15 protein-coding genes and 4 pseudogenes are annotated in these 22186 nt (G+C 70.0%); 5 read left to right on the forward strand and 14 right to left on the reverse strand.

What is annotated here, in order from left to right; all coding sequences use genetic code 11:
- Positions 1–629: 629 nt before the first annotated feature.
- Together clpB and V4Y04_RS19625 are read left to right on the forward strand one after the other, a co-directional pair.
- On the forward strand, positions 630–3227 hold the full coding sequence (clpB, locus tag V4Y04_RS19620) for an ATP-dependent chaperone ClpB (RefSeq protein ID WP_332429497.1): 2598 nt from the start codon (positions 630–632) through the stop codon (positions 3225–3227).
- A gap of 173 nt (positions 3228–3400) precedes the next feature.
- On the forward strand, positions 3401–3931 hold the full coding sequence (locus V4Y04_RS19625) for a YbjN domain-containing protein (RefSeq protein ID WP_332429498.1): 531 nt from the start codon (positions 3401–3403) through the stop codon (positions 3929–3931).
- Positions 3932–4048: 117 nt separating this feature from the next.
- Here V4Y04_RS19625 and V4Y04_RS19630 read toward each other — a convergent pair whose 3' ends face one another.
- Positions 4049–5227 carry a serine hydrolase domain-containing protein gene (locus tag V4Y04_RS19630; protein WP_332429499.1) on the reverse strand — a complete coding sequence of 393 codons (1179 nt, stop codon included), beginning with the start codon at positions 5225–5227 and terminating at the stop codon, positions 4049–4051.
- A gap of 282 nt (positions 5228–5509) precedes the next feature.
- Positions 5510–5950, reverse strand: a pseudogene (locus tag V4Y04_RS19635) (aminotransferase class I/II-fold pyridoxal phosphate-dependent enzyme); the annotation flags it as partial.
- A gap of 162 nt (positions 5951–6112) precedes the next feature.
- Between V4Y04_RS19635 and V4Y04_RS19640 the strand changes: the two are divergent.
- Positions 6113–6667: a Uma2 family endonuclease gene (locus V4Y04_RS19640; protein WP_332429500.1), complete on the forward strand. Its 555-nt coding sequence runs from the start codon at positions 6113–6115 to the stop codon at positions 6665–6667.
- Positions 6668–6988: 321 nt separating this feature from the next.
- Here the strand turns inward: V4Y04_RS19640 and V4Y04_RS19645 are convergent.
- From V4Y04_RS19645 to V4Y04_RS19700, 12 genes and pseudogenes are all read right to left on the reverse strand, one after another.
- Positions 6989–7426, reverse strand: a pseudogene (locus V4Y04_RS19645) (aminotransferase class I/II-fold pyridoxal phosphate-dependent enzyme); the annotation flags it as partial.
- 35 nt (positions 7427–7461) lie between these two features.
- Positions 7462–8775, reverse strand: a complete 1314-nt coding sequence (locus V4Y04_RS19650; RefSeq protein ID WP_332429501.1) for an SWIM zinc finger family protein — start codon at positions 8773–8775, stop codon at positions 7462–7464.
- Positions 8772–11615 carry a DEAD/DEAH box helicase gene (locus V4Y04_RS19655; RefSeq protein ID WP_332432918.1) on the reverse strand — a complete coding sequence of 948 codons (2844 nt, stop codon included), beginning with the start codon at positions 11613–11615 and terminating at the stop codon, positions 8772–8774. Before V4Y04_RS19655 ends, V4Y04_RS19650 begins: the two co-directional genes overlap by 4 nt.
- Before the next feature lie 317 nt (positions 11616–11932).
- A complete protein-coding gene (locus V4Y04_RS19660) occupies positions 11933–12193 on the reverse strand; it encodes a Txe/YoeB family addiction module toxin (RefSeq protein WP_067029017.1) in 261 nt (86 codons plus the stop codon).
- Positions 12194–12202: 9 nt separating this feature from the next.
- Positions 12203–12460, reverse strand: coding sequence for a type II toxin-antitoxin system Phd/YefM family antitoxin (locus V4Y04_RS19665; RefSeq protein ID WP_037676836.1), 258 nt, complete (start codon positions 12458–12460; stop codon positions 12203–12205).
- A 161-nt stretch (positions 12461–12621) separates the two neighbouring features.
- Positions 12622–13062: pseudogene (locus V4Y04_RS19670) on the reverse strand (aminotransferase class I/II-fold pyridoxal phosphate-dependent enzyme); the annotation flags it as partial.
- A 69-nt stretch (positions 13063–13131) separates the two neighbouring features.
- A complete protein-coding gene (locus tag V4Y04_RS19675; protein ID WP_332429502.1) occupies positions 13132–14040 on the reverse strand; it encodes a hypothetical protein in 909 nt (302 codons plus the stop codon).
- The gene (locus V4Y04_RS19680; protein WP_332429503.1) at positions 14037–14765 is read right to left on the reverse strand and encodes a hypothetical protein; all 729 of its coding nucleotides are present in this window, start codon (positions 14763–14765) and stop codon (positions 14037–14039) included. Before V4Y04_RS19680 ends, V4Y04_RS19675 begins: the two co-directional genes overlap by 4 nt.
- Positions 14765–16081, reverse strand: coding sequence for a WXG100 family type VII secretion target (locus V4Y04_RS19685; RefSeq protein WP_332429504.1), 1317 nt, complete (start codon positions 16079–16081; stop codon positions 14765–14767). The genes V4Y04_RS19680 and V4Y04_RS19685 overlap by 1 nt, the downstream gene beginning before the upstream one ends.
- A 2-nt stretch (positions 16082–16083) precedes the next feature.
- On the reverse strand, positions 16084–16389 hold the full coding sequence (locus V4Y04_RS19690) for a hypothetical protein (protein WP_332429505.1): 306 nt from the start codon (positions 16387–16389) through the stop codon (positions 16084–16086).
- Positions 16390–16447: 58 nt separating this feature from the next.
- Positions 16448–16858 (reverse strand): annotated as a pseudogene (locus tag V4Y04_RS19695) (hypothetical protein); the annotation flags it as partial.
- Between the two features lie 872 nt (positions 16859–17730).
- Positions 17731–18921, reverse strand: a complete 1191-nt coding sequence (locus V4Y04_RS19700; RefSeq protein ID WP_332429506.1) for a pyridoxal phosphate-dependent aminotransferase — start codon at positions 18919–18921, stop codon at positions 17731–17733.
- Positions 18922–19760: 839 nt separating this feature from the next.
- Between V4Y04_RS19700 and V4Y04_RS19705 the strand changes: the two genes are divergently transcribed.
- Both V4Y04_RS19705 and V4Y04_RS19710 read left to right on the forward strand, forming a co-directional pair.
- A complete protein-coding gene (locus tag V4Y04_RS19705; protein ID WP_332429507.1) occupies positions 19761–20279 on the forward strand; it encodes a DUF2617 family protein in 519 nt (172 codons plus the stop codon).
- A gap of 142 nt (positions 20280–20421) precedes the next feature.
- Positions 20422–22143, forward strand: a complete 1722-nt coding sequence (locus V4Y04_RS19710; RefSeq protein ID WP_332429508.1) for a polyamine aminopropyltransferase — start codon at positions 20422–20424, stop codon at positions 22141–22143.
- The last annotated feature ends 43 nt before the right edge of the window (positions 22144–22186 follow it).

Genomic DNA, 22186 nt, shown 5'->3' on the forward strand with positions numbered 1-22186 from the left:
CATTTTTCAGGGACATTTCCGGGTATGGCCAGGATCGAGTGATGGCCGGAACCGGTTGTCGGACGCTACGGATCTTCACCGCCGCCTCACCCCTGTCCCACCCTGCCTCCCCACGCGTGTGAGTGCGATCGCCCTGGTCTCCCGGGTCGGACCCGGTACCGGCGGCGCCCACCCGTGGCCCCCTGCCCGCACCTTCGACGCGCACCCCGACCGGCCCGCACGACGCACCCGCCGCCCTCAGTGTCACCCACGGCCGGCGTTGTCGTTCCCCGCGTGCGGGCCCGCCATGCGCTGATCGCGTCCTTGCCGTGCCCTCGTGTCCGTGTCCGTGCCCTTGTGTCCGTGCCCGTGTCCTCGCGTCCTTGCCGTGTCCTCGCGTCCGCCTTGTGCCGGGACGCTCGCCGGGCTTCGTCTTCGTCGTATGGATGCCTGTGGGCGATGTGCGCGGGCGATGTGCGCGGGCGGTGGCCGCGCCTGAAGCCGGAATGCCCGGGAACTCGACCGCTGCGGCCCTCCCGTCCTCACCTTGAGTGGAATAGACTCAAGTTTGTGTACGCTGACCGAGTCAGCCAAGCCGATGTCAGCCATCGAGGCCGCTGAATGGTCATCGCAAGGAGGAGAACGCGAACGTGGACGCCGAGCTGACCAACCGGAGCCGGGACGCGATCAACGCGGCCGGCAACCGGGCCCTGACCGGGGGGCACCCCGACCTGACTCCCGCCCATCTGCTGCTCGCCCTGCTCGAAGGGCAGGACAACGAGAACATCACCGACCTGCTCGTCGCGGTCGACGCCGACCAGGCCGCCGTACGCGCCGGGGCCGAGCGCGTCCTCGCCGGACTGCCGAGCGTCACCGGGTCCACCGTCGCCCCGCCCCAGCCCAACCGTGAGCTGCTCGCCGTCATCGCGGACGCCCAGTCCCGCGCCCGCGACCTGGGCGACGAGTACCTTTCCACCGAGCACCTGCTCCTCGGCATCGCGGCGAAGGGCGGCGCGGCCGGTGAGATGCTGGCCGGACAGGGCGCCACCGCGAAGAAGCTGCAGGCAGCCTTCCAGCAGACGAGAGGAGCCCGTCGAGTGACGACGGCCGACCCCGAGGGCCAGTACAAGGCCCTGGAGAAGTTCGGGACCGACCTCACCGACGCCGCCCGCGAGGGCAGGCTCGACCCGGTGATCGGCCGGGACCAGGAGATCCGGCGGGTCGTGCAGGTGCTGTCCCGCCGCACCAAGAACAACCCCGTGCTCATCGGCGAGCCCGGCGTCGGCAAGACCGCCGTCGTCGAGGGGCTCGCCCAGCGGATCGTCAAGGGGGACGTGCCCGAGTCGCTGAAGGACAAGCGCCTCGTCGCGCTCGACCTGGGGGCGATGATCGCCGGGGCCAAGTACCGCGGCGAGTTCGAGGAGCGGCTGAAGACCGTCCTCGCCGAGATCAAGGAATCCGACGGCCAGATCATCACCTTCATCGACGAGCTGCACACGGTCGTCGGCGCCGGTGCCGGCGGCGACTCCGCCATGGACGCCGGCAACATGCTCAAGCCGATGCTCGCCCGCGGCGAGCTGCGCATGGTCGGCGCCACCACCCTCGACGAGTACCGCGAGCGGATCGAGAAGGACCCGGCGCTGGAACGGCGCTTCCAGCAGGTGCTGGTCGCCGAGCCGTCGGTCGAGGACTCCATCGCCATTCTGCGCGGCCTGAAGGGCCGCTACGAGGCGCACCACAAGGTGCAGATCGCCGACAGCGCGCTGGTGGCGGCGGCGACCCTCTCGGACCGCTACATCACCTCCCGCTTCCTGCCCGACAAGGCCATCGACCTGGTCGACGAGGCGGCTTCCCGGCTCCGCATGGAGATCGACTCCTCGCCCGTCGAGATCGACGAACTCCAGCGCGCGGTGGACCGGTTGAAGATGGAGGAACTGGCGATCGGCAGGGAGACCGACGCCGCCTCCCTCGAACGCCTGGAGAAGCTGCGCCGTGACCTCGCCGACAAGGAGGAGGAACTGCGCGGCCTCAACGCCCGCTGGGAGAAGGAGAAGCAGTCCCTGAACCGGGTCGGTGAGCTGAAGGAGAAGCTCGACGGCCTGCGCGGCCAGGCCGAACGCGCCCAGCGCGAGGGCGACTTCGACACCGCCTCCAAGCTGCTCTACGGCGAGATCCCCGGCCTGGAACGCGACCTGGAGGCCGCCTCCGAGGCCGAGGAGGAGGTCGCCAAGGACACCATGGTCAAGGAGGAGGTCGGCTCCGACGACATCGCGGACGTCGTCGCCTCCTGGACCGGCATCCCCGCCGGCCGCCTGCTGGAGGGTGAGACGCAGAAGCTGCTGCGCATGGAGGACGAGCTGGGCAGGCGGCTCATCGGCCAGAGCGAGGCCGTACGGGCGGTGTCGGACGCCGTGCGCCGCAGCCGCGCCGGAATCGCGGACCCGGACCGTCCCACCGGCTCCTTCCTCTTCCTCGGCCCCACCGGCGTCGGCAAGACCGAACTGGCCAAGGCGCTCGCCGACTTCCTCTTCGACGATGAGCGGGCGATGGTCCGCATCGACATGTCGGAGTACGGCGAGAAGCACAGCGTGGCCCGCCTGGTCGGCGCCCCGCCCGGCTACATCGGGTACGAGGAGGGCGGCCAGCTCACCGAGTCCGTGCGCCGCCGCCCGTACAGCGTGGTGCTCCTCGACGAGGTGGAGAAGGCCCACCCCGAGGTCTTCGACATCCTGCTCCAGGTCCTCGACGACGGCCGGCTCACCGACGGACAGGGCCGCACGGTCGACTTCCGCAACACGATCCTGGTGCTGACGTCCAACCTGGGCAGCCAGTTCCTGGTCGACCCGCTGACCACCGAGGAGCAGAAGAAGGAACAGGTCCTGGAAGTGGTCCGGTCCTCCTTCAAGCCGGAGTTCGTCAACCGGCTCGACGACCTCGTCGTCTTCTCGGCGCTGACCAAGCCCGAGCTGGAGCGCATCGCCGCACTGCAGCTCGACCGGCTGGGCCGGCGCCTGGCCGAACGCCGGCTCACCCTGGACATCACTCCCGAGGCGCTGGCCTGGCTGGCGGAGGAGGGCATGGACCCGGCCTACGGCGCCCGCCCGCTGCGCCGCCTGGTGCAGACCGCCATCGGCGACCGGCTCGCCAAGGAGATCCTGTCCGGCGAGATCAAGGACGGCGACACGGTCCGTGTGGACCGCGCCGGCGAGGGCCTCCTGGTGGGCCCGGCCACGGGCAAGACGCTGTAATACCCCCCAGGGGTGCGGCCTCCATGGTCATCTGGATGTGATCATGGAGGCCGGCGCGTGGGGAGACCCCTCGGCCAGGCAGGTTGCCCGGCACGTGCCAAGAGAGAGAGGGTGGGACATACGTCTGGTCCCATCCACGGCCGGACGCCAGACGACCGCAGGAGAGTCCCAGCATGTCCATCGACCCGTCCTCGATTCCTAGTTTCGGGGGCCAGCCCGAGCCGCAGCCCCAGGGCCCCGCGGGCCCCGTGGTCCCGGATCAGGACCTCGTGAAGCAGCTCCTCGACCAGATGGAGCTCAAGTACGTCGTCGACGACGAGGGAGACCTCGCGGCGCCGTGGGAGCAGTTCCGTACCTACTTCATGTTCCGCGGGGAGGACGACCAGCAGATCTTCTCCGTGCGGACGTTCTACGACCGGCCGCACGGGATCGAGGAGAAGCAGCAGATCCTCGAGTCGATCGACGACTGGAACCGCCGCACCCTGTGGCCCAAGGTCTACACCCACACCCATGACGACGGCACCGTCCGCCTCATCGGTGAGGCCCAGATGCTGATCGGCACGGGCGTCAGCCTGGAGCACTTCGTCTCCTCGACGGTCAGCTGGGTGCGGGCCGCGATCGAGTTCGACAAGTGGCTCGTCGAGCAGCTCGGCCTGGAGCAGGAGCTCAACGAGTCGGAGAAGCCCGAGGACGACGAGGAGTAGAGGCCCTCGGCCTCCCGCCCGCGTCCACGCGAAGGAGCCGGGCTCCGGGACGACCCCAGAGGTCGTCCCGGAGCCCGGCTCCTTCGGTTCTCCCGTGAGCCCGCTGCCCGGTCCTTCTCACCCGGAGTGGCAGAGGGCGCGGTCGACGAGATCGCGCAGCGCGTTCTCCTGGCGGTCCGCCGTCTCCGGATCCCCCGGGCGGCTGTGCGCGGAGACGGTGACGCTGCGACGGCCGTCCGTCGTGGTGGCGGCCCGGACGAGATAACCGAAGCCGCTTCCCCCGTGCCCGAGGTAACCGCCGCCGCAGGACAAGGGCGTGAAGAACAGTCCCAGACCGCTCCGGGTGCCCGCGGGATGGCCGCTGCCCCGGGGCATGGGGACGGTGGTCCGCATGGCGGCGAGGGTGGCGGGTTCCAGCAGTCGCCCCCGGATCAGGGCGGTGAAGAAGCGGTTGAGGTCACGGGCCGTGCCCGTCATCGCTCCGTCGGCCCCGAGGTCGAAGGGACGGTAGGGGATCGTGGTGTCGACCATCGGACCGCCCGGCGTGAACTGCTGGTAGTCGGCCGCGTGCGGCTGCGGGAGGAAGGGCCGGGTGCCGGGAATGTCCGTGTGCCGCAGCCCGAGAGGGCGCAGGACACGGTCGCGGACCTGCTGCTCCCAGGAGCGGCCGGTGATCTTCTCGATGATCATCCCGGCGACGACGTAGTTCGTGTTGGAGTACTCCCAGTCCGTTCCCGGAGGGAAGACGGGCTCGTGCCGCATGGCCATGGCGACCAGCTGCGCGGGCCGGTAGGCCCGCCACCGATGGGCGTAGTACGTCTCGGCGCTGTGCTCGGGGAACACGTCGGCCGTGTAGTCGTACAGTCCGCTGGTGTGCTGCAGCAGGTCGCGGAGCGTGATGGCACGACCGTCGTTCCCGGCACCGGTCACCACCCCGGGCAGTAATTCCTCCACCGTCCGGTCGAGAGTCAGCCGCTTCTCCTCCACCAGTTGCAGCAACACGGTCGCGACGAACGTCTTGGTGACACTGCCCAGACGTAGATGGCCGTCCTCGGGAACCGGACGACCACTGACCAGGTCACCCACACCGGAGCGGGCGGTGACGGCCCCCCGGGGGGTCTCCAAGCGGACTGAGACCCCCGTGACTCCGGTATCACGCAGCGCGTCGGCGCCGTGCTGCACGGACCGGTCCACGGCGGAAGCGCGCGGTGGGTGCGGCGAGGCCGCCGCCGACGGGGAAGCCGACACGGCCAACGCCAGAACAGCGGTGGACAAGGACAAACGACGAAGAATCATGGCCCGAGGCTAGGAACAACCCGTTCCACCGACCATCCGGGCCGCCCCCGGGCCTATCGGGTGCTACCAGGGTGGACACATGACCGGCTCGAGGAAGGGCGATCAGCGCAGGGCTTGGATGACGCGCTGCCGGAGGGTCGGGTCGCTGAGGGTCTCGGCATCGTGCCAGGCGGCATCAGCCACCTCTTCGGCTTGAAGCTGACCGATGCCGGCAGTGGTGCGGAAGAGGAAGCGGGAAGGACACCGAATAGTGTCCGGCAGCGCACCCGCTACGGGCTTTGCCTACCGCTTCCCCACCGCCTGCAGCCGGGAGGCCGCCTCCTCCAATACGCTCTTCCGCTTGCAGAAGGCGAAGCGGATGTACGGGGCGCCTGCCTTCCGGTGGTCGTAGAAGACCGAGGTGGGGATGGCGACGACACCGGCGCGTTCCGGGAGGGCGAGGCAGAAGGCTTCACCGTCGGTTTCGCCCAGGGGGCGGATGTCGGCGGTGAGGAAGTAGGTTCCGGCCGGTCGCAGGACGTCGAAGCCCGCCTCCGTCAGGCCCGTCGTCAGCAGGTCCCGTTTGGCGCGCAGGTCCGCGCGGAGTCCGGTGTAGTACGCCTCCGGCAGTGCGAGGGCCTCGGCGACCGCGTACTGGAACGGGCCCGCGGAGACGTACGTCAGGTACTGCTTCGCCGAGCGGACCGCCGTCACCAGTTCGGGTGTGCCCGTCACCCAGCCGACTCCTCGTTCGTACACTCATTCGCGTGCCACGCGGCAAGCCCCATGACGACGGAGCTGTGGCGGCTGCGGAGCCTGTCCCAGCTGATCTCACAGCCGTACCGCCGGGCTCGATGACACGGCGCTGTCCGCCGTATCCTGACCCCACACGGGAAGGAGCCGTCCATGAGCGTCGACGCGATCATGCACACCGAGTTCCCCGAGGGGTACACGGTCCTGTTCGGAGCTGACGGAAAGGTGATCATGACTCCGCAAAGCTTCGAGCACTCCAGCACGATCAAGTCGATGCAGTACGACACGGTCGTGTCCCTCGGACGCCACGCGAAGACCGCCTCGGACGTCTACATCGACTTCCCCGCCGACGAGAACTCCGCCCCCGATCTGGCGATCCTCCGCGAGGATGCCCGCCGGGAGGGAAAGCGCTACAGCTTCGAGGACGTCCTGCTGATCTCCGAGGTCGTCTCGACCTCCTCCGCACGCAAGGACTACGACGACTGCACCGCGAAGTACGGCCGCTACGGCATCCCCGTCTACCTGATCGTGGACCCCTACGCCCAGGAAGTCGTCCTCCACACTCAGCCGACCGCCACCGGTTACATCGCGGCACACACCCACAAGTACGGGACGGGCAAGCTCCCCATCCCCCTGGCCGACGGCCGCACCTTCACCCTCGACCTCGACGAACTCCCGCGCCCGGAGCCCGAGGCGGACGCCCGCTGACGACGGACTCCGGTGCGCCCGGACCGGGCCGGACTCGAAGAGCTCAGGCAGATGGCGGACCGGGCACTGCGTACCCCTGCCGCTCGACTCGGCCGCGCCCGCAAGCGCGGGCGCCCGGCTGCCGGGGGAGGTCGCAGGCGGAACCGCTGAGCACGGCAACAGCTCCCCGCCCCGCAGGGGCGGGGAGAGCCCGCACCGGCAAGTAGCCGGGACCAGGATGGATCCATGATCAGGGGTGCTGTCACGGTGTCGGGTGGCATGGGTCGATCACTGAGGTAAGCGAGTCCGCGCGCTGCGAGCGAGCCCGGTGGCGGCGTGAGTTCAGGACGCGAGGCGTTGCAGGCGACCGGCAGCCTCGTCGAGAACGTCGTCCTTCTTGCAGAAGGCGAAGCGGACCTGGCTGCGGCCGGCGTCGGGGTCGTCGTAGAAGACGGAGTTGGGGACGGCGACGACGCCGCAGCGTTCGGGGAGGGCGCGGCAGAAGGCGTAGGCGTCCTTCTCGCCGAAGGGGGTGATGTCGGTGGTGATGAAGTACGTGCCCTGGGGCTGGTAGACCTCGAACCCGGCCGCGCGCAGGCCGTCGCCGAGCAGGTCGCGCTTGCGGTGGAGGTCGGCGCGGAAGCTGTCGAAGTACGCGTCCGGCAGGCGCAGCGCTTCGGCGACCGCGTACTGGAAGGGGCCCGCGCTGACGTAGGTCAGGAACTGCTTGACGGTCCGGACGGCGGTCACGAGTTCCTGGGTACTGGTCACCCAGGCCACTCCCTATTCGCACGCCTATTTGTATGCGGCGAGGGTCAGGCTGCGAGGAGTGTGCTCAGGACGACGGCGGGGTCGGCGTCGGGCGGTCCGGCCGGCCACCAGGTGCCTCGGTCCTTGGTGTACGGGTACCACAGTCCGTCGCGGCCCAGCCGCAGTTGGCTGTCGTGGCCCTCGACGGTCCAGCGGTTGCGCCAGGAGCGGAGCCGGGGTGGTCTGCCGTCGGCCCAGTCTGCGCGCAGCGCTTCGCGGGCACGTTTCAGGTGGGAGGCGGGTGGGTTCCAGGGGCTTTCCAGTACGTCCAGGGATGCTGCGCCGCCGTGCCGCCACGCACGGGTGGCGGCTGCGAGCTCGCCGGGGGTGCGGCCGCAGTTCGAGGCGATCCTGGCGAAGACGTCCAGGGTGGGGTGAGTGGCGGCGAGGCGGACTGCGTCCTGCCATTCGGTGAGCGGGGCGGGTGGGGCGGTGTCGGCGTGCCGTGCGCCGAGAGCTCCGGCGAGGAGGTGGTGGGCACGCGCCGCGGCGTCGACGGCGAGCAGTTCCAGGGCTGCCGGGTCCAGACCGGGCTCCGGGACGGCGGAATCCACCAGCGCGGGGCCGCGGCCGGGCCGATCGGGGAGCGGCGGCGGGCCGGGCAGGGGCGGTAGCGCGGTACGGGAGGCGAAGGTGGGCCCGGCTGGATCACCGGGCCGGGCCGGGAGCGCGGCCGGGCCCGCGCCTGCGGTCGCCGCGGATGCGGCGGCTTCGGCGGAGGCGCGGGCGGTGTTGCGGCGGCCGAGCTCGTCCATCAGCTCCCGCTCGCCGCGACCCCGCAGGAGCAGCAGCACGAAGGGGTCGCGGTCCAGGAGTCGGGCGACCTGGTAGCAGAGGGCGGCGGCGTGTTTGCAGGGGTAGCCCCAGTCGGGGCAGCTGCATTCAGGGTCGAGGTCCCGGGGGCCGGGCAGCAGCGGGACACCGGCGGCTGCGGCGTCGTCGGCGAGCCCGGTGGGCATCTCGCCGTCCAGCAGCGCGGCGATGTTGGCGGCCCGCTCGGCGATCATGTCGAGCAGCTGGTCCCACTGCCGGTCCGTCAGCTGCTCGACCTGGACCGTGGAGCGGTACGGGGTGCGGTGGCTGCCCTGCACCGGGGCGGCGGCCGAGCCGGGGGCGATGGTGACCGGTCCGACCGCGCCGCCGCGCGCGTAGGTCCGGCCGCGCGAGAGGCGGCCGGAGTCCAGGGAGGACTCCTCCAGGGAGCGTAGCCATGCGCGGCCCCACCAGGACTCGGCGAAGGGCGCGCGGCTGCCCTTGGTCGGCGGGAGTGCCTCGAAGGTACGGGCGGCCGACTTGCCCGGCCGGCTGCGCCTGGTCATCGTCCCGTCCTTCGCAGCGTGACCAGTTCGGTCAGTTCGGTGTCGCTCAGTTCGCTGAAGGCAGCCTCGCCCGAGCCGAGCACCGAGTCGGCCAGTTCCCGCTTCTGGCGGAGCATCTCGGCGACCCGGTCCTCCACGGTGCCCTCGGCGATCAACCTGTGTACCTGGACCGGCTGTGTCTGTCCGATCCGGTAGGCGCGGTCGGTGGCCTGGTCCTCCACGGCCGGGTTCCACCAGCGGTCGTAGTGGATGACGTGTCCGGCCCGGGTCAGGTTCAGACCGGTCCCGGCGGCTTTGAGGGACAGCAGGAACACCTTCTTCTCGCCGGCCTGGAAGGCGTCGACCATCTCCTCGCGGCGTTTGACCGTGGTGCCTCCGTGCAGGAACAGGGTGTCCACTCCGCGGTCGGCCAGGTGGCGCTCGATCAGCGCGCCCATGGCCACGTACTGGGTGAAGACCAGGGTCGACCCGTCCTCGGCCAGGACGGTGTCCAGGAGTTCGTCCAGGAGTTCCAGTTTCCCCGAGCGGCCCGGGAGCTTGGCGCCCGCGGGTTCCTTCAGGAACTGCGCGGGGTGGTTGCAGACCTGCTTCAGGCCGGTGAGGAGCTTCATCACCAGGCCGCGCCGGGCGATGCCCTGCCTCTCCTCGATCTCGGTCATGAGCTCGCGTACCAGCGCCTCGTACAGCGAGACCTGTTCCTTCGTCAGGGACACCGGCTGGTCGGTCTCGGTCTTGGGTGGCAGTTCGGGCGCGATGCCGGGGTCGGACTTGCGCCTGCGCAGCAGGAAAGGGCGGACCAGCGCGGACAGTTGCCGGGCGGCCTGTTCGTCGCGGTCGCCCTCGACGGCCGTGGCGTAGCGGTCACGGAAGGAGGTGAGCGTGCCGAGCAGGCCGGGGGTGGTCCAGTCGAGCAGTGACCACAGTTCGGACAGGTTGTTCTCGACCGGGGTGCCGGTCAGCGCGACCCGCCCCCGCGAGGGGATCCGGCGCAGGACCTGGGCGGTGAGCGCGTGCGGGTTCTTGACGTGCTGGGCCTCGTCGGCGACGAGCAGTCCCCAGGGCTGCTGCGCGAGGCGTTCGGCGTCGCGGCGCATGGTCCCGTAGGTGGTCAGGACGAAGCCGCCGTCCGCTCCGCCGTCGAGGCCGGCCAGGTCGCGGCCGGGGCCGTGGAAGCGGCGCACCGGGGTGGCCGGTGCGAAGCGCTGGATCTCGCGCTCCCAGTTGCCGAGCAGTGAGGCAGGGCAGACCACCAGGGTCGGGCCGGCAGTGGTCTTCCGTTCCTGGCGGCGCAGGTGGAGAGCGATCAGGGTGACGGTTTTGCCCAGGCCCATGTCGTCGGCGAGACAGCCGCCCAGGCCGAGCGAGGTCATCCGGTGCAGCCAGTTCAGGCCGCGCAGCTGGTAGTCACGCAAGGTTGCGGCCAGGGCTTTCGGCTGTCCCTGGGGCTCGTGCGCGGCGCGGGCCTCGGGGGCGGCGATTCGGGAGCGCAGCTCTTCCAGTACGCCGCTCGCGGTGACCGCCACTTGTTCGCCGTCCACTTCGACGCTACCGGTCAGCGCGGCGCCCAGAGCGTCGATCGCGGTGAACGTCGCCGTCCTGGACTGCGCGGCCCGTCGCAGCCGGCGGACCAGCTCCGGGTCCACGACCACCCACTGGTCGCGCAGCCGCACGATCGGCCGGTGAGCCTGGACCAGCCGTTCCAGCTCCTCCTCGGTGAGTTCCCGGTCTCCGAGCGCGACCCGCCAGCGGAAGTCCAGCAGGCCGCCGGAGGACAGGAAAGATTCGGCCGCAGACTGCGTCCCCTGGTGGCGTACGGGTTCCAGGACTCCGGAGGCGGTCAGCTCGCGAACCAGCTCCTTGGGCCAGTGCACGGCGACCCCGGCGGCGGCAAGGCTTTCCGCCGCGTCGCCCAGCAGCGCCTGGGCCTCCTCGTCGGACAGCTCCAGACCGGCCGGGGCGGCGGAGTCCAGCATCCGGCCGGCCGGGGGCCAGGCACGGGCGGCCCGGCGCAGCGTCAGCAGCGTGTCCACCTTGGCCCGTGGACCGAACAGTTCGGGGGCGGTGGCCCTGCCGGACCACAGGTCCGCGGCGTCGGCGAGCACCGTGGGATCGGCCAGGCTGCGCAGTTGGACCACGGCTCGGAAGGAGTCCGCGCGGCCCAGTTCCAGCCGCAGCGACACCGCCAGACCTGCGTCGCGGCCGGCGGCGACCTCCGCCGCCCAGCCTCGCTGCTCGGGCACGGACTGCGGAGCTCGGACCGCGAACGCCGGTCCGCCAGTCACCTGGCGGGCGGCGGGAGGGCGGGCGAGGGAATCGGCCACGGCGTCCAGGAAGGCCCGCAGCAGCGGCTCGGCCGCCGGAAGCGTGAGGGGGGAGAGCCCGGGAACTGCGACCGCGCGGGCCTCCGGAGGCATGGCGGCGGCCAGGGAAGCCAACCGCTCGCGGTCCTCGGTGTCCAGCGGGCCGACCCGCCACGCGTCGAATCCTTCCGGCGACACCCCGGGCAGCATCCGGCCCCGGGCGAGCAACTGCAATCCCAGCATGGCCGCTGTGCCCCAGAACGCGGTACCGGCCGACGCCCGCCCACTGCCGTCCGCACCGAGTGCCCGGCAGCGGGTCAACAGCGGCAGCGCCTGCTCCACCGGCAGCAGCACGGCGACCACCCGCGCCCGGCGCACGGACGAACCGTGCGGGCGAACCACGGTGAGTTCCTCGGGTTCCACCCCAAGGTCCGGCGGCTCACTCCCGGGCATCCAGAACGCCATCCGTCCCATCCGGGGCGGATCCGCGGGAAGGAACACCGCCTCGCCCCGGGCGAGCTCCGGCAACCGAGTGAACATCCGTTCCCGGTCCGGAGTCGTCGACTCGTGCTCCGCCGACGGATAAACCTTCACCACTACGCCCACTCCTGGCACAGACTCCTGCAACTGTTCGGGAGGACGCGAGCCGCCCGCGAGCCCTCGGCGGGTAAGGCTATCCGCGCAGACGGACAGCGCGTGCCAGAAGTACTTCGCTCACTCGGCGCAGTGCGGGAAGATGTCACTGGCACCCGCCGGGGACGGTTGCGGCACTTTTGTGGTCGCAGTCCCTTGCCAGTGGGTGATCGCCGCGTGACACCGGTGTCAGCAGGTGCTGTGCTCGATCCGGTTGAGTCCTGTCAGCTCTCGTAGTGGTAGCGGCACTGTGCGATCAGGACGCCGTCCTCGGTGGCCTTGTAGATCAGTCGGTGCTCGTCGTTGATGCGGCGCGACCAGTAGCCCTGGAATCCGTGCTTGAGCGGTTCCGGTTTGCCGATCCCCTCGTTGCCGTTTCTGGCGATGTCCGCGATGAGCGTATTGATGCGCTTCAGGATCTTCCGGTCCTGAAGCTGCCACCACAGATAGTCCTCCCAGGCGCGGGAGGAGAAGGTGATCTTCATTCGCGGCCCTTATTCGTCGGTCGCCAGCTCGCGTACGGTGCCGCCGCCGTTTTCCAGCTCGTCGATGGACGCGAGCAGGCGCCGGGCGTTCGCCGGGCTTCGCAGCAGGTACGCCGTCTCCTTCAGGGACTCGTAGTCCTCAAGGGAGACGATGACGACCGGCTCATGTCCGGCCCGGGTGATAACGACTTCTTCGCGGTCGTCGGTGACGGAGTTGAGTACCTCGGCGTACCGGGCGCGCGACTCGGAATACGTCATGGTTTTCATGATCGACCCTCCTTACGTACAGGAAATTGTACGTCGGTCACTGTGGTGCGGCAAGCGCCGGAATGACGGCCGCGACCGGGCGGCCTCCGGCGTGAAGGTTCCGGGCGGGTGAGGTGCGGCAGGCAACGGGGAATGCGACGACCAGCCCCGCAGGGCGGCGGTCAGTGCGCGAATGCCTTGCGGAGCCGTTCCGTCGCGTCCACCAGTACCTCGGTGCGCTTGCAGAAGGCGAAGCGGATGTACGGGGCGCCTGCCTTCCGGTGGTCGTAGAAGACCGAGGTGGGGATGGCGACGACGCCGGCGCGTTCCGGGAGGGCGAGGCAGAAGGCTTCGCCGTCGGTTTCGCCGAGCGGGCGGATGTCGGCGGTGAGGAAGTAGGTTCCGGCCGGCCGCAGGACGTCGAAGCCCGCCTCCGTCAGGCCCGCCGACAGCAGGTCCCGTTTGGCACGCAGATCTGTGCGGAGCTCGGTGTAGTACGCCTCCGGCAGCGCGAGGGCCTCGGCAACGGCGTACTGGAAGGGGCCCGCGGAGACGTAGGTCAGGTACTGCTTCGCCGAGCGGACCGCCGTCACCAGCTCGGGTGTGCCCGTCACCCAGCCGACTCCTCGTTCGCACACTCATTCGCATGTCGCGCAACAGGCCCACCAGGGGCAATTCCAGCAGGCGAGCGCTCAATCCTGCGGGACTTCCTCGATCACGGTCTCTCCGAAGCGCCATGAACCCCGATTGCCGACCGCCTCCGCGCGCAGGCCCATCTCCCAGGCGATCCGGGCTGCCCGCTGCTGCGTCACGTCGGGGTACTCCCCGGGGTGCACCTTGATGTAGCCGCGGCGGTCGGCGGGGTACGTGCGCAGGGCCTCGCGCAGCTTCTCCTCCTGCTCCTCCTGCGTGGAGTGGTCGCCGGTGACGGTCTTGTACGCTTTCCGTGCACCGCCCGGTCGCTTCTGCGCGTCCCGGCGTCTCGCGGCGTCCGACCCGCGCCAAGTCATCCAGCCGACGGAGCCGAGCGCGGCGAGGGCAAGCGCCCCCGCGCCGAGCTGCTCAGCAGTGGCGTCCGCCTGGCCCGGGGTCCGGGGGCGGAGTTCACCCTCGGGATCCTCGATCACCGTCAGCACCTGGCCGACGTCGTAGAGGTCGGACGTCGTTTCCATCTCGGGCCCTGGGATGCGTGTGCCGTCCTGCCGCTCCAGCGTGTAGTAGGAGTGGCGGCCCTTGCGTCCCTGGGCCGGGTCGAGTCGTTCCTTCACCACCGTGGCTGTGACTTTCTCGCCGCGCTGCTGAAGGGTGAGGTCGTCGCGCGCCATGCCGATGACGTACACGGACATCGCAGACGTGATCACGATGAACAGCGCCGCGTACGTGCTCGACTCTCTGGCCCCCAGTTTCCGGATGAGCACGATGAGCGGCGTTCCGTGCACAATCCACAGGGAAACCTGGAGGACCGGCCCGAAGCCGTCCGCCAGGAGGAACATCCCTGCGATCACGGCGAACACGTAGCAGCCGATGCCGCCCGCCAGCAGGGCGGGATACCGGGTGCGCCTTTTGCGCGCCTCGTCCTCTGCCTGTGCACCGCCGCTCATGCTGGTTTCTCCGTTCCTACGGCATCCGGACCCTCGGCCTCTGGGGTGTTCTCCCCGTGCGGTTCGTCCGTCGAGACCGACTTCATGATGCCGCTGAGCACATCGAGGTATTCAGTCCGGTGTTCGATGTCCTCGGTCATGAAGGCGAAGAGGGCCGACCCGGGGCCGGTCTTCAGCGGCACGCAGAACTGCACCTGCTGGACCGTGGCGGCTACGGGTTCGGCCAGACCGAAGAGTACGCCGGGTATCTGCAGTTCCTGATCGCGTATGCAGAGGGCGGAGATGCCGTACGGCAGCATGACCAGCCCGATCTCGGCGTCCGGGTACAGCTTGCGCCACTGGGCGGCCGTGCGCTTCGCCGATGCCTGCCTGTCCTGGCTCTGCGGGCCGACGTCCGGCCGTTCGATGATCACGCAGAGGGTGCCCTGGGACAGTTTGTCCCCGGGCATGCGCAGCAGGCAGCTCGAGACGTGCTCGGCGCCCGCCGCGATCATCGTCTGGAGGATGTACTCACCCGAGACCACGAGGCTGAACTTCTGCTCCGGGGTGGCGCCGGCGAAGAGCGAGTCGGTCACGTCCGCCATCCGCAGCATGCGCGCCTCGGGATCCTCTCCGAGATCGAACTCCATGAAGCCCGGGGGAAGTTCGAACCACAGGTCGGGAACGCCGGAGGGGGAAACGGCCGTCCCGGAAGGCTCCGTCGTCGGTGCGTCGGTGGAGGTCATCAGTCCGTCAGCTCCCAGGCCCCCAGGCCGATGACACTGCCGACGGCGACGATCCCGCCGGTCCTGCCGCCTCCGGCGCCCGTGGCGATGTTGCCCACGCCGGTGCCCCAGGTGGCGGCGTCGTATCGGCCGGTGCTCGTCTCGTAGGTATTGATCACGGTCGGTGCCGTCCACGTGAGCTGCGCGGCGGCCTGAATGCCTTCCGTGGCGGTCAGGGCGGCACCGCGCGAGACCCCCAACTTGCTGGCGACGGCCATCACGGGCCTGTCGATCACTGCGGCGACCGGGTCGGCGGCCTTCATGACGTTCTTCGCCGTCGTACCGGCCGTCTTGATGCCGACCGTGGTACCTGCGACGAGACCGCCGGCTCCCCGTCCCGCCTTGAATCCGGCCATGATGCCCGCCTTCGCGGCACCGACGCCGGGCACCATGCCGAGCGCGTCGCCGCCCAGTGTGAGCCAGTTGCCGATGTTCTGGCCGGTGGGCGGAAAGAGTCCGTTCCAGCCGTATGCCGCGGCATGCGCAAAGAGCGCCACCGCGCTCAGTCCGATGGCCAGCGGAGCGAGCACCGGGCAGAAGATGGCGATGACGCCGATGACGGAGGCCGCGACGGTGATCCAATCCGCGTGGTCTTTGATCCATTTGCCAATGTCGGAGAGCAGATCGCCCACCTGACCCGGCAGGTCGGCCAGGGCCTTGCCGAGGCCCTCGATGGCGTCTCCGAGCTTGTCCCACATGCCGGGCTCGTCCGGGGCGATGTCCATGGCGTTCTTCAGGCGTTCGGCTGTCTCCTTGCCGTACTCCCCGTAGTTCCTGGCCATCCGGCGGCCCTTGCGGCGGAGTTCGTCCAGCTCGAGTTCCTTGGTGTTCACCGCCCGGTTGGCGTCCTGGACCTGGTCCTTGTGGTCCTGGGTGTCCTTCGTGTCGTCGTCGGCCTTCTTGAGCTTGTCGGCCTTGGCGTGAGCCTTGCCCAGTTGCTCGTTGAGCTCGGCCGCTTGGGCCTCCAGCCGTACGGCGGCCGCCTGCTTGTTCTCCATGTACGCCGCCCAGTCCTCCAAGGCGGTGGCGGCGTCGCGGAACGAGTCGCGGGCGTCGTCCATACGCGGGCGGAACTCGTCGTCGAACTTTTCGCGGAATGCCTCCGCGGTCTTCCCCTTCCAGTCGCCTGCACCAGTGCCGTGCAGAACCTGGCAGATCTCGACGAGCGCCTTTGCTGTCCTGCGGACCGTCTTGGCCACGTCATCGGCCACCGTGTGGTCACCGGGACAGGGAACGAACCCCAAAGCCGGGAAGTCTTCCAGCCTCGCCTCAGCCATGGCTACTTCCCGCCCCCTTTGCCCTGGTTCTTGTTCGCCTCGGCAAGGTCGTGGTCCAGCTTCTCGAAGGATTCCTTGACCTTGAGGAGTGCCTTGGAGGCCTTCTCGGAGAACTTCGTCAGCTGCTTGATGCCGTACGACCACTCGTCGCCGAAGTCGTCCATGCGCTTGGCGAGTTCAGGAACCCCCATGGAGTCGCCAGTGACGCGCTCCATCTCCCGGCCCGGCTTCCCCATCAAGTGGGCTATGTGGTCGAGGCTGTGTCTCACTCTGTTCAGCACTGCGTAGTCGACTGACAGGTCGCTCACAGTCCCCCCGTTTCTGTTCCGATGGTGTTCCGGTCGGACGCCGCTGAGAGGTCGGCGATCAGCGGCTGATGGCCTGGATCTCCTGCGCCGTCATGCCCTGGGTGGTCTCGAAGGTGCCGTTGGGCAGGTCGCCCTGTGCACCACCGGAGCCCCCCCAGGAGATCTTCCAGGTGATCGATGCTTTGAGCTGGTACGTGGCCCCACCGCTCGCACGCTGGTAGGTGATGCCGCACGGCGGAGTCTTGTCGGCGTCACCCTTGGCGTACGCAGTGCCGATGGAGCCGTCGTCGTCGATCGTGCAGTCGCCGGAGGCCGGGTATGTCACGGCGTCCTCGGTCCCGGGCTCCAGATGCAGTGCGACCGGCTTCGCGGTGGCCCCTGCCCGCAGACCGGTGTTCGGCAGTTCGGCGCACACCTTGACGTCCTGGAAAGTGGCCTTGTCCAGCCACACCCACGTGGGCAGTTTCACCCCCTCCAGAACCACGGGCGGTCAGCAGCAGGGCCGCCGGTGCGGTGAGCGCAGCCGTCACGAGCCGGGCGGGGCGATACACAGTGAACTCCGGTGAGGCGGGGGCAGCTCAGGCGAACCAACGCTATCCGTGACCCTGAAGTGACACTAGGGCGGGTCCTGCTGAGCGATGGGACGAGTGAGACAGAACATCGTAAGGTGGAAGTAGCAGCAACCGACAGCCTCCCGTCGAACCCACCCACGCCGTTCGGGTTTGCTCAGCCTGATCTTCGGCGTGGCCCTCATGCTGCTTGGCATATGCCTCATCACGGGCCTTGGGTGGATCGCGACGCGAATCTACGTTTTCCACGCTTCCTTCATGAACCCCGGACAGGCCGTCCCGGCGCAATACGGCACGTCGGATTGTTCAGGATCTTGGTGGACACCGGCTGGGTCGTGACATCCTTTCCGCTGAGGTAGCGGACCCTCAAATGAGACAAGGCGCGCCGGAGCACCTCCGGCGTGCCTTTAGCTTTCGAGCCCAACGGGGTCGGCTCACTCGCTCGTCTGCTGGATCGATTAGCTGACGCGAGGAACTGCTGTCGCTGTAGGCGGCTGTAGACCTGGAGACAGCAAACGCGCGCCGCTTCAGCGCAGGTCAGAAAACCCCCGCCCACTCCGGGCTCCCAGGTGAAGACTTGGAAAGCGTGCTGGCGCCCCCTGTCCCAAGCGCCTACGAAGTTTTGGGAGCCATCTGGGAGCCGAGCCACTTCCCCCAGTCTTCCCGACGCCACGGGAGGCCCACCGACTCCGATGCCCTGGCCTGCGCGAACAGCAACTCCGACAGGTAGGGCATCTGTCGGAACCTCATTCGGGATGAAAGGGGCGTGAGTTCAGGGAGCCAGGCGTTGCAGGCGGCCGGCGGCCTCGGTGAGAACCGCGTCCTTTTTGCAGAAGGTGAAGCGGACTTGGCTGCGGCCGGCTGCTGGGTCGTCGTAGAAGACGGATACGGGGACGGCGACGACGCCGCAGCGTTCGGGGAGGGCGCGGCAGAAGGCGTAGGCGTCCTTCTCGCCGAAGGGGGTGATGTCGGTGGTGATGAAGTACGTGCCCCGGGGCTGGTAGACCTCGAAGCCGGCGGAGCGCAGGCCGTCGCCGAGCAGGTCGCGCTTGCGGTGGAGGTCGGCGCGGAGGCTGTCGAAGTACGCGTCCGGCAGGCGCAGCGCTTCGGCGACCGCGTACTGGAAGGGGCCCGCGCTGACGTAGGTCAGGTACTGCTTGGCCGTCCGGACGGCGGTCACGAGTTCCTGGGTACTGGTCACCCAGCCGACCTTCCAGCCGGTGAACGAGAAGGTCTTGCCGGCGCTGGAGATGGTGACCGTGCGGTCGCGCATGCCGGGGAAGGTCGCCAGGGGGACGTGTTCGGCGTCGTCGAAGACGAGGTGCTCGTACACCTCGTCCGTCACCACCAGCAGGTCGCGTTCCACCGCCAGCTCGGCGATCGCGGCCAGTTCCTCGCGGGTGAGGACGGTGCCGGTCGGGTTGTGCGGGGTGTTGATCAGCAGCAGGCGGGTGCGGTCGGTGACGGCGTCGCGCAGTTCGTCGAGGTCGAGGTGGAAGCGGCCCTCACGGGGGCGCAGGGTGACCGGCACACGCGTGGCACCCGCCATCGCGATGCAGGCCGCGTACGAGTCGTAGTACGGCTCCAGGGCGACCACCTCGTCGCCCGGCTCCAGCAGGGCGAGCAGCGACGCGGCGATCGCCTCGGTGGCGCCCGCGGTGACCAGGACCTCCGTGTCGGGGTCGGGGGTGAGGCCGTAGTGGCGTTGCTGGTGCGCGGCGATCGCGGTGCGCAGTTCGGGGACGCCGGGGCCGGGCGGGTACTGGTTGCCGCGGCCGTCCCGCAGCGCCCGCACCGCCGCCTCCCTGACCTCCTCGGGACCGTCGGTGTCCGGGAAGCCCTGGCCCAGGTTGATGGAGCCGGTGCGCAGGGCCAGGGCGGACATCTCGGCGAAGATCGTGGTCCCGAACCCGGCGAGCCGGCGGTTCAGGAGGGGACGTGCGCTGGAGGTCATGCCGGCCATCCTGCGCCGAACCTCTGGAGTTGCTCAACTCTGCTTTGGGCCGTGCGGGCATCGGGCATCTCCCGTCCACACGCGTGAGCGAGGCACCCACGGGGGGTCGCTTCGAGTGCATCACGGGGGAGCGAAAGGACGGTGACGTCATGGTCATCGGCATCATTCTGACTCTGGTCTTCGCGTTGGTCGTCGGGCTTGTGGTGGCGGGACGGCGCCGCCCCGCGCGCCGGTCGCACCGCGGCGGCGGCGGAAGCGGGATCGGAGTCGGCGGGAGCAGCGGAGGCGCCTGGTGGGCGGGCGGTGACGGGGGCGGGGGAAGCTCCGACGGGTCGTCCTGTGGGGGCGGGTCGTCCTGCGGAGGCGGCGGCGGATGCGGCGGGGGCGGCGGCTGACGGGGGCGGCCGGGAGCAGTCGGGGCATCCGCCCCGGGAGGCAGTGGGGTCCGCGTCCGGGCGGGCCCCACTGCCGCGTTTCACGCCGGATGGGCGCAGGGTGGGCGCCGGATGTACTCCGGGTGCGCGCCAGGAGTGCGCCAGGCATGCGCCAGGAGTGCGCCAGGTACGCGCCGGGAGTGCGCCAGGTGCGCGCCGGGCTCGCCCTCCGTGAACAGGTGAGCTGATGAGCCCCCGAGGGGATGGAAACCGCACGAAGTTGGGTAAAGACGCTGTGGTGGGGCCATAGTTCATGGTTTCCTCTCATTACCAGCGCAGCCCTCGGACCTCCTGCGGACCTCATCCGACCGGTCGACGGGCTGGCGGGCCGAACCCCGGTACTACCGGGGCGTGACGGGCGCCCGCATCTTCCTTTTCCCGCCCCTTCTCCCTGTGCGTTTGCGGAGCCGTTCCATGCTCACGACCCTGACCACCTCCTACACCGACACGCGTGCGGCCGATCTCGCCTGGGCCCTGGGGTGCGAGCCGCTGCCCGCGCTGGCCACGCTCGACCTCGAACTGACGGGGGCCAAAGTCCAGTTGAGGCTCCTCGGCGCGTCCCACCAGGTGCTGCTGGAGGAGGAGCAGGGCGTCTGTTCGGAGACCGTGGCGTGCATCCGGGGCTCCAGAACGCCTCTTCCGCTGGGCGTCGCCACCCGGGTGGGCGACTGGGAGTACGAGTTCGCCGCCCGTGTGGAGATGCTCTCCCCGGGCTCCTTCGCGGGCCGTGCCCAGGAACTGCTCGCCCTGGTCTCCGACCATCCGCGCGGTCTCGCCGGCGTGTTCCCCGGGAGCCCGCACGCGTTCACCGCGATGCTCGCCCAGCGCCAGGGGAGCCAGGTCCACTGGCGGACCTGGCACGCCTATCCGCAGGACGGCCAGGTGGTGGCGACCCGGACACGGGTGGGTGTGCGGGTGAAGGCGGCGGTGTGAGTGCCGTGTGAGCGCCGTGCGCGCGGTGTCCCGCCGGCGACCCGCGCGAGGTTTTCCGGTTGTACCAACATCGGTCAACGGTAAACAAACATCACACGTGTGGGTGACGATCCGCAGTGGAGGCGTGACGTAACGTCGCAGGGTGATCGAACAGCAGGCCCCAGCTCCGCCCAGCTCCGCGCAGCCCCGGGACAGGCTGCGCGACAGCGACAGCGACAGCTATAGCGGTAGTGGCAGTGGCGGAGGCGGAGGCGGAGGGGACGACTCGGGCAGTTCGCTGCGGCTGCCCGTGCGGCAGGGCACCGGGCGGTTTCTGGTGCTCGCGGGTGTGTTCGTCTGTGCGGCCTGCGGGCTGGTGTACGAACTCGAACTGGTCGCCCTCGCGGCGTACCTGATGGGCGACTCGGTCACCCAGGCGTCGGTCGTGCTGTCCGTCATGGTCTTCGCCATGGGCATCGGCTCGCTGGCCGCCAAGCGGCTGCGGCGGCACGCGGCGGCCGGTTTCGGCGCCATCGAGGCCGCCCTCGCCCTCGTCGGCGGATGCAGCGCGATGGCCCTGTACGCCGTCTTCGCCTGGACCGGCGACTGGGGTGGCCCGTGGGCATACGGTCCCCCTGTCCTGCTGGTTGTTTTCTCGCTCGCCGTCGGCCTGCTGATCGGGGCCGAGGTGCCGCTCCTGATGGAGCTGATCCAGCGGATCCGCCGCCAGGACGCGGGCGGCGCGGTGGCCGACCTGTTCGCCGCGGACTACGTCGGCGCCCTCGTCGGAGGGCTCGCCTTCCCGTTCCTTCTCCTGCCGTTCCTCGGCCAGCTGACGGGGACACTGATCACCGGCGCGGTCAACACGGTGGTCGGCGGCGCGCTGGTGCTCGGCCTGTTCCGGCAGGATCTCACCCGCCGTGCCCGCCGGCTGCTGATCGTGGCCAACCTCTGCGTGCTGACCGTCCTCGCCTCGGCCACCGTCCTCGTCGACGACTTCGAACGGGCCGCCCGCCACGCCATGTACGGCTCGGACGTCCGGGTGGCCCTGCGGACCGACGTACAGGAAGTGGTGCTCACCGGCGACCGGGACGGCCGATCCCTCGACCTGTTCCTCGACGGCCGGCTCCGGGTCAGTAGCCGGGACGAACTCCGCTACCACGAGGCCCTGGTACACCCCGCGATGACCGGCCCGCACGAGCGTGTGCTCGTCCTCGGCGGCGGCGACGGGCTGACCGCCCGCGAAGTGCTGCGCCACCCCGGCGTGCGGCGGGTCGACGTCGTCGAACTCGACGCGGGCGTGCTGCGGCTGGCCCGCCACGACCCCGCCCTGTCCGCGCTGAACGGCCACGCCCTCGACGACCCGCGCGTACGCGTCACCACCGAGGACGCCTTCGACTGGCTGCGCGGGGCGCCCCCGGCCGCGTACGACGTGGTGGTGTCCGACCTGCCGCACCCGGAGATCACCGCGAGCACCAAGCTGTACTCGCGGGAGTTCTACGGTCTGACCCGGCGGGTGCTCGCCCCCGGCGGGCGGCTCGTGGTGCACGCCGGGCAGGTGACGTCCCTGCCCGAGACGTACTGGACGGTGGAGTCGACGCTCCGCTCGGCCGGCTTCCGCACCGTCCCGTACGGCACGGGCGGGCGGCCTGCCGGTCTCGTCACCGGACCCGCCCGCACCCCGGCGGACACCACCCGCGCCCTGCGCGACCGGGGTTTCGTCCTCGCCGCCCGTACGGACCCCGAGCTGCGCCTGGACCCGTCCGGCCCTCGCCCGCGCACCCTCACCGACAACTCCCTCGCCGCCGGAGCGCGGGCCGCCGAGCGCACTCGTGTCCCCGGTCTCCCGGCGTCGACGCTGATCCATCCCCGGTACGCGCGGTGAGCCGCGACCGCTGAGCCGCGACCGCTGAGCCGCGGCCACTGAG

The sequence above is a fragment of the Streptomyces sp. P9-A2 genome, assembly GCF_036634175.1.
In the GTDB taxonomy this organism is placed as follows: domain Bacteria; phylum Actinomycetota; class Actinomycetes; order Streptomycetales; family Streptomycetaceae; genus Streptomyces; species Streptomyces pratens.

Bases quoted from the DNA above. Each gene is read 5' to 3' on its own strand.
- V4Y04_RS19625 (WP_332429498.1), top strand. From the start codon at position 3,401: ATGTCCATCGACCCGTCCTCGATTCCTAGTTTCGGGGGCCAGCCCGAG.
- V4Y04_RS19630 (WP_332429499.1), bottom strand. From the start codon at position 5,227: ATGATTCTTCGTCGTTTGTCCTTGTCCACCGCTGTTCTGGCGTTGGCC.
- V4Y04_RS19640 (WP_332429500.1), top strand. From the start codon at position 6,113: ATGAGCGTCGACGCGATCATGCACACCGAGTTCCCCGAGGGGTACACG.
- V4Y04_RS19650 (WP_332429501.1), bottom strand. From the start codon at position 8,775: ATGACCAGGCGCAGCCGGCCGGGCAAGTCGGCCGCCCGTACCTTCGAG.
- V4Y04_RS19655 (WP_332432918.1), bottom strand. From the start codon at position 11,615: ATGTTCACTCGGTTGCCGGAGCTCGCCCGGGGCGAGGCGGTGTTCCTT.
- V4Y04_RS19660 (WP_067029017.1), bottom strand. From the start codon at position 12,193: ATGAAGATCACCTTCTCCTCCCGCGCCTGGGAGGACTATCTGTGGTGG.
- V4Y04_RS19665 (WP_037676836.1), bottom strand. From the start codon at position 12,460: ATGAAAACCATGACGTATTCCGAGTCGCGCGCCCGGTACGCCGAGGTA.
- V4Y04_RS19675 (WP_332429502.1), bottom strand. From the start codon at position 14,040: ATGAGCGGCGGTGCACAGGCAGAGGACGAGGCGCGCAAAAGGCGCACC.
- V4Y04_RS19680 (WP_332429503.1), bottom strand. From the start codon at position 14,765: ATGACCTCCACCGACGCACCGACGACGGAGCCTTCCGGGACGGCCGTT.
- V4Y04_RS19685 (WP_332429504.1), bottom strand. From the start codon at position 16,081: ATGGCTGAGGCGAGGCTGGAAGACTTCCCGGCTTTGGGGTTCGTTCCC.
- V4Y04_RS19700 (WP_332429506.1), bottom strand. From the start codon at position 18,921: ATGGCCGGCATGACCTCCAGCGCACGTCCCCTCCTGAACCGCCGGCTC.
- V4Y04_RS19705 (WP_332429507.1), top strand. From the start codon at position 19,761: ATGCTCACGACCCTGACCACCTCCTACACCGACACGCGTGCGGCCGAT.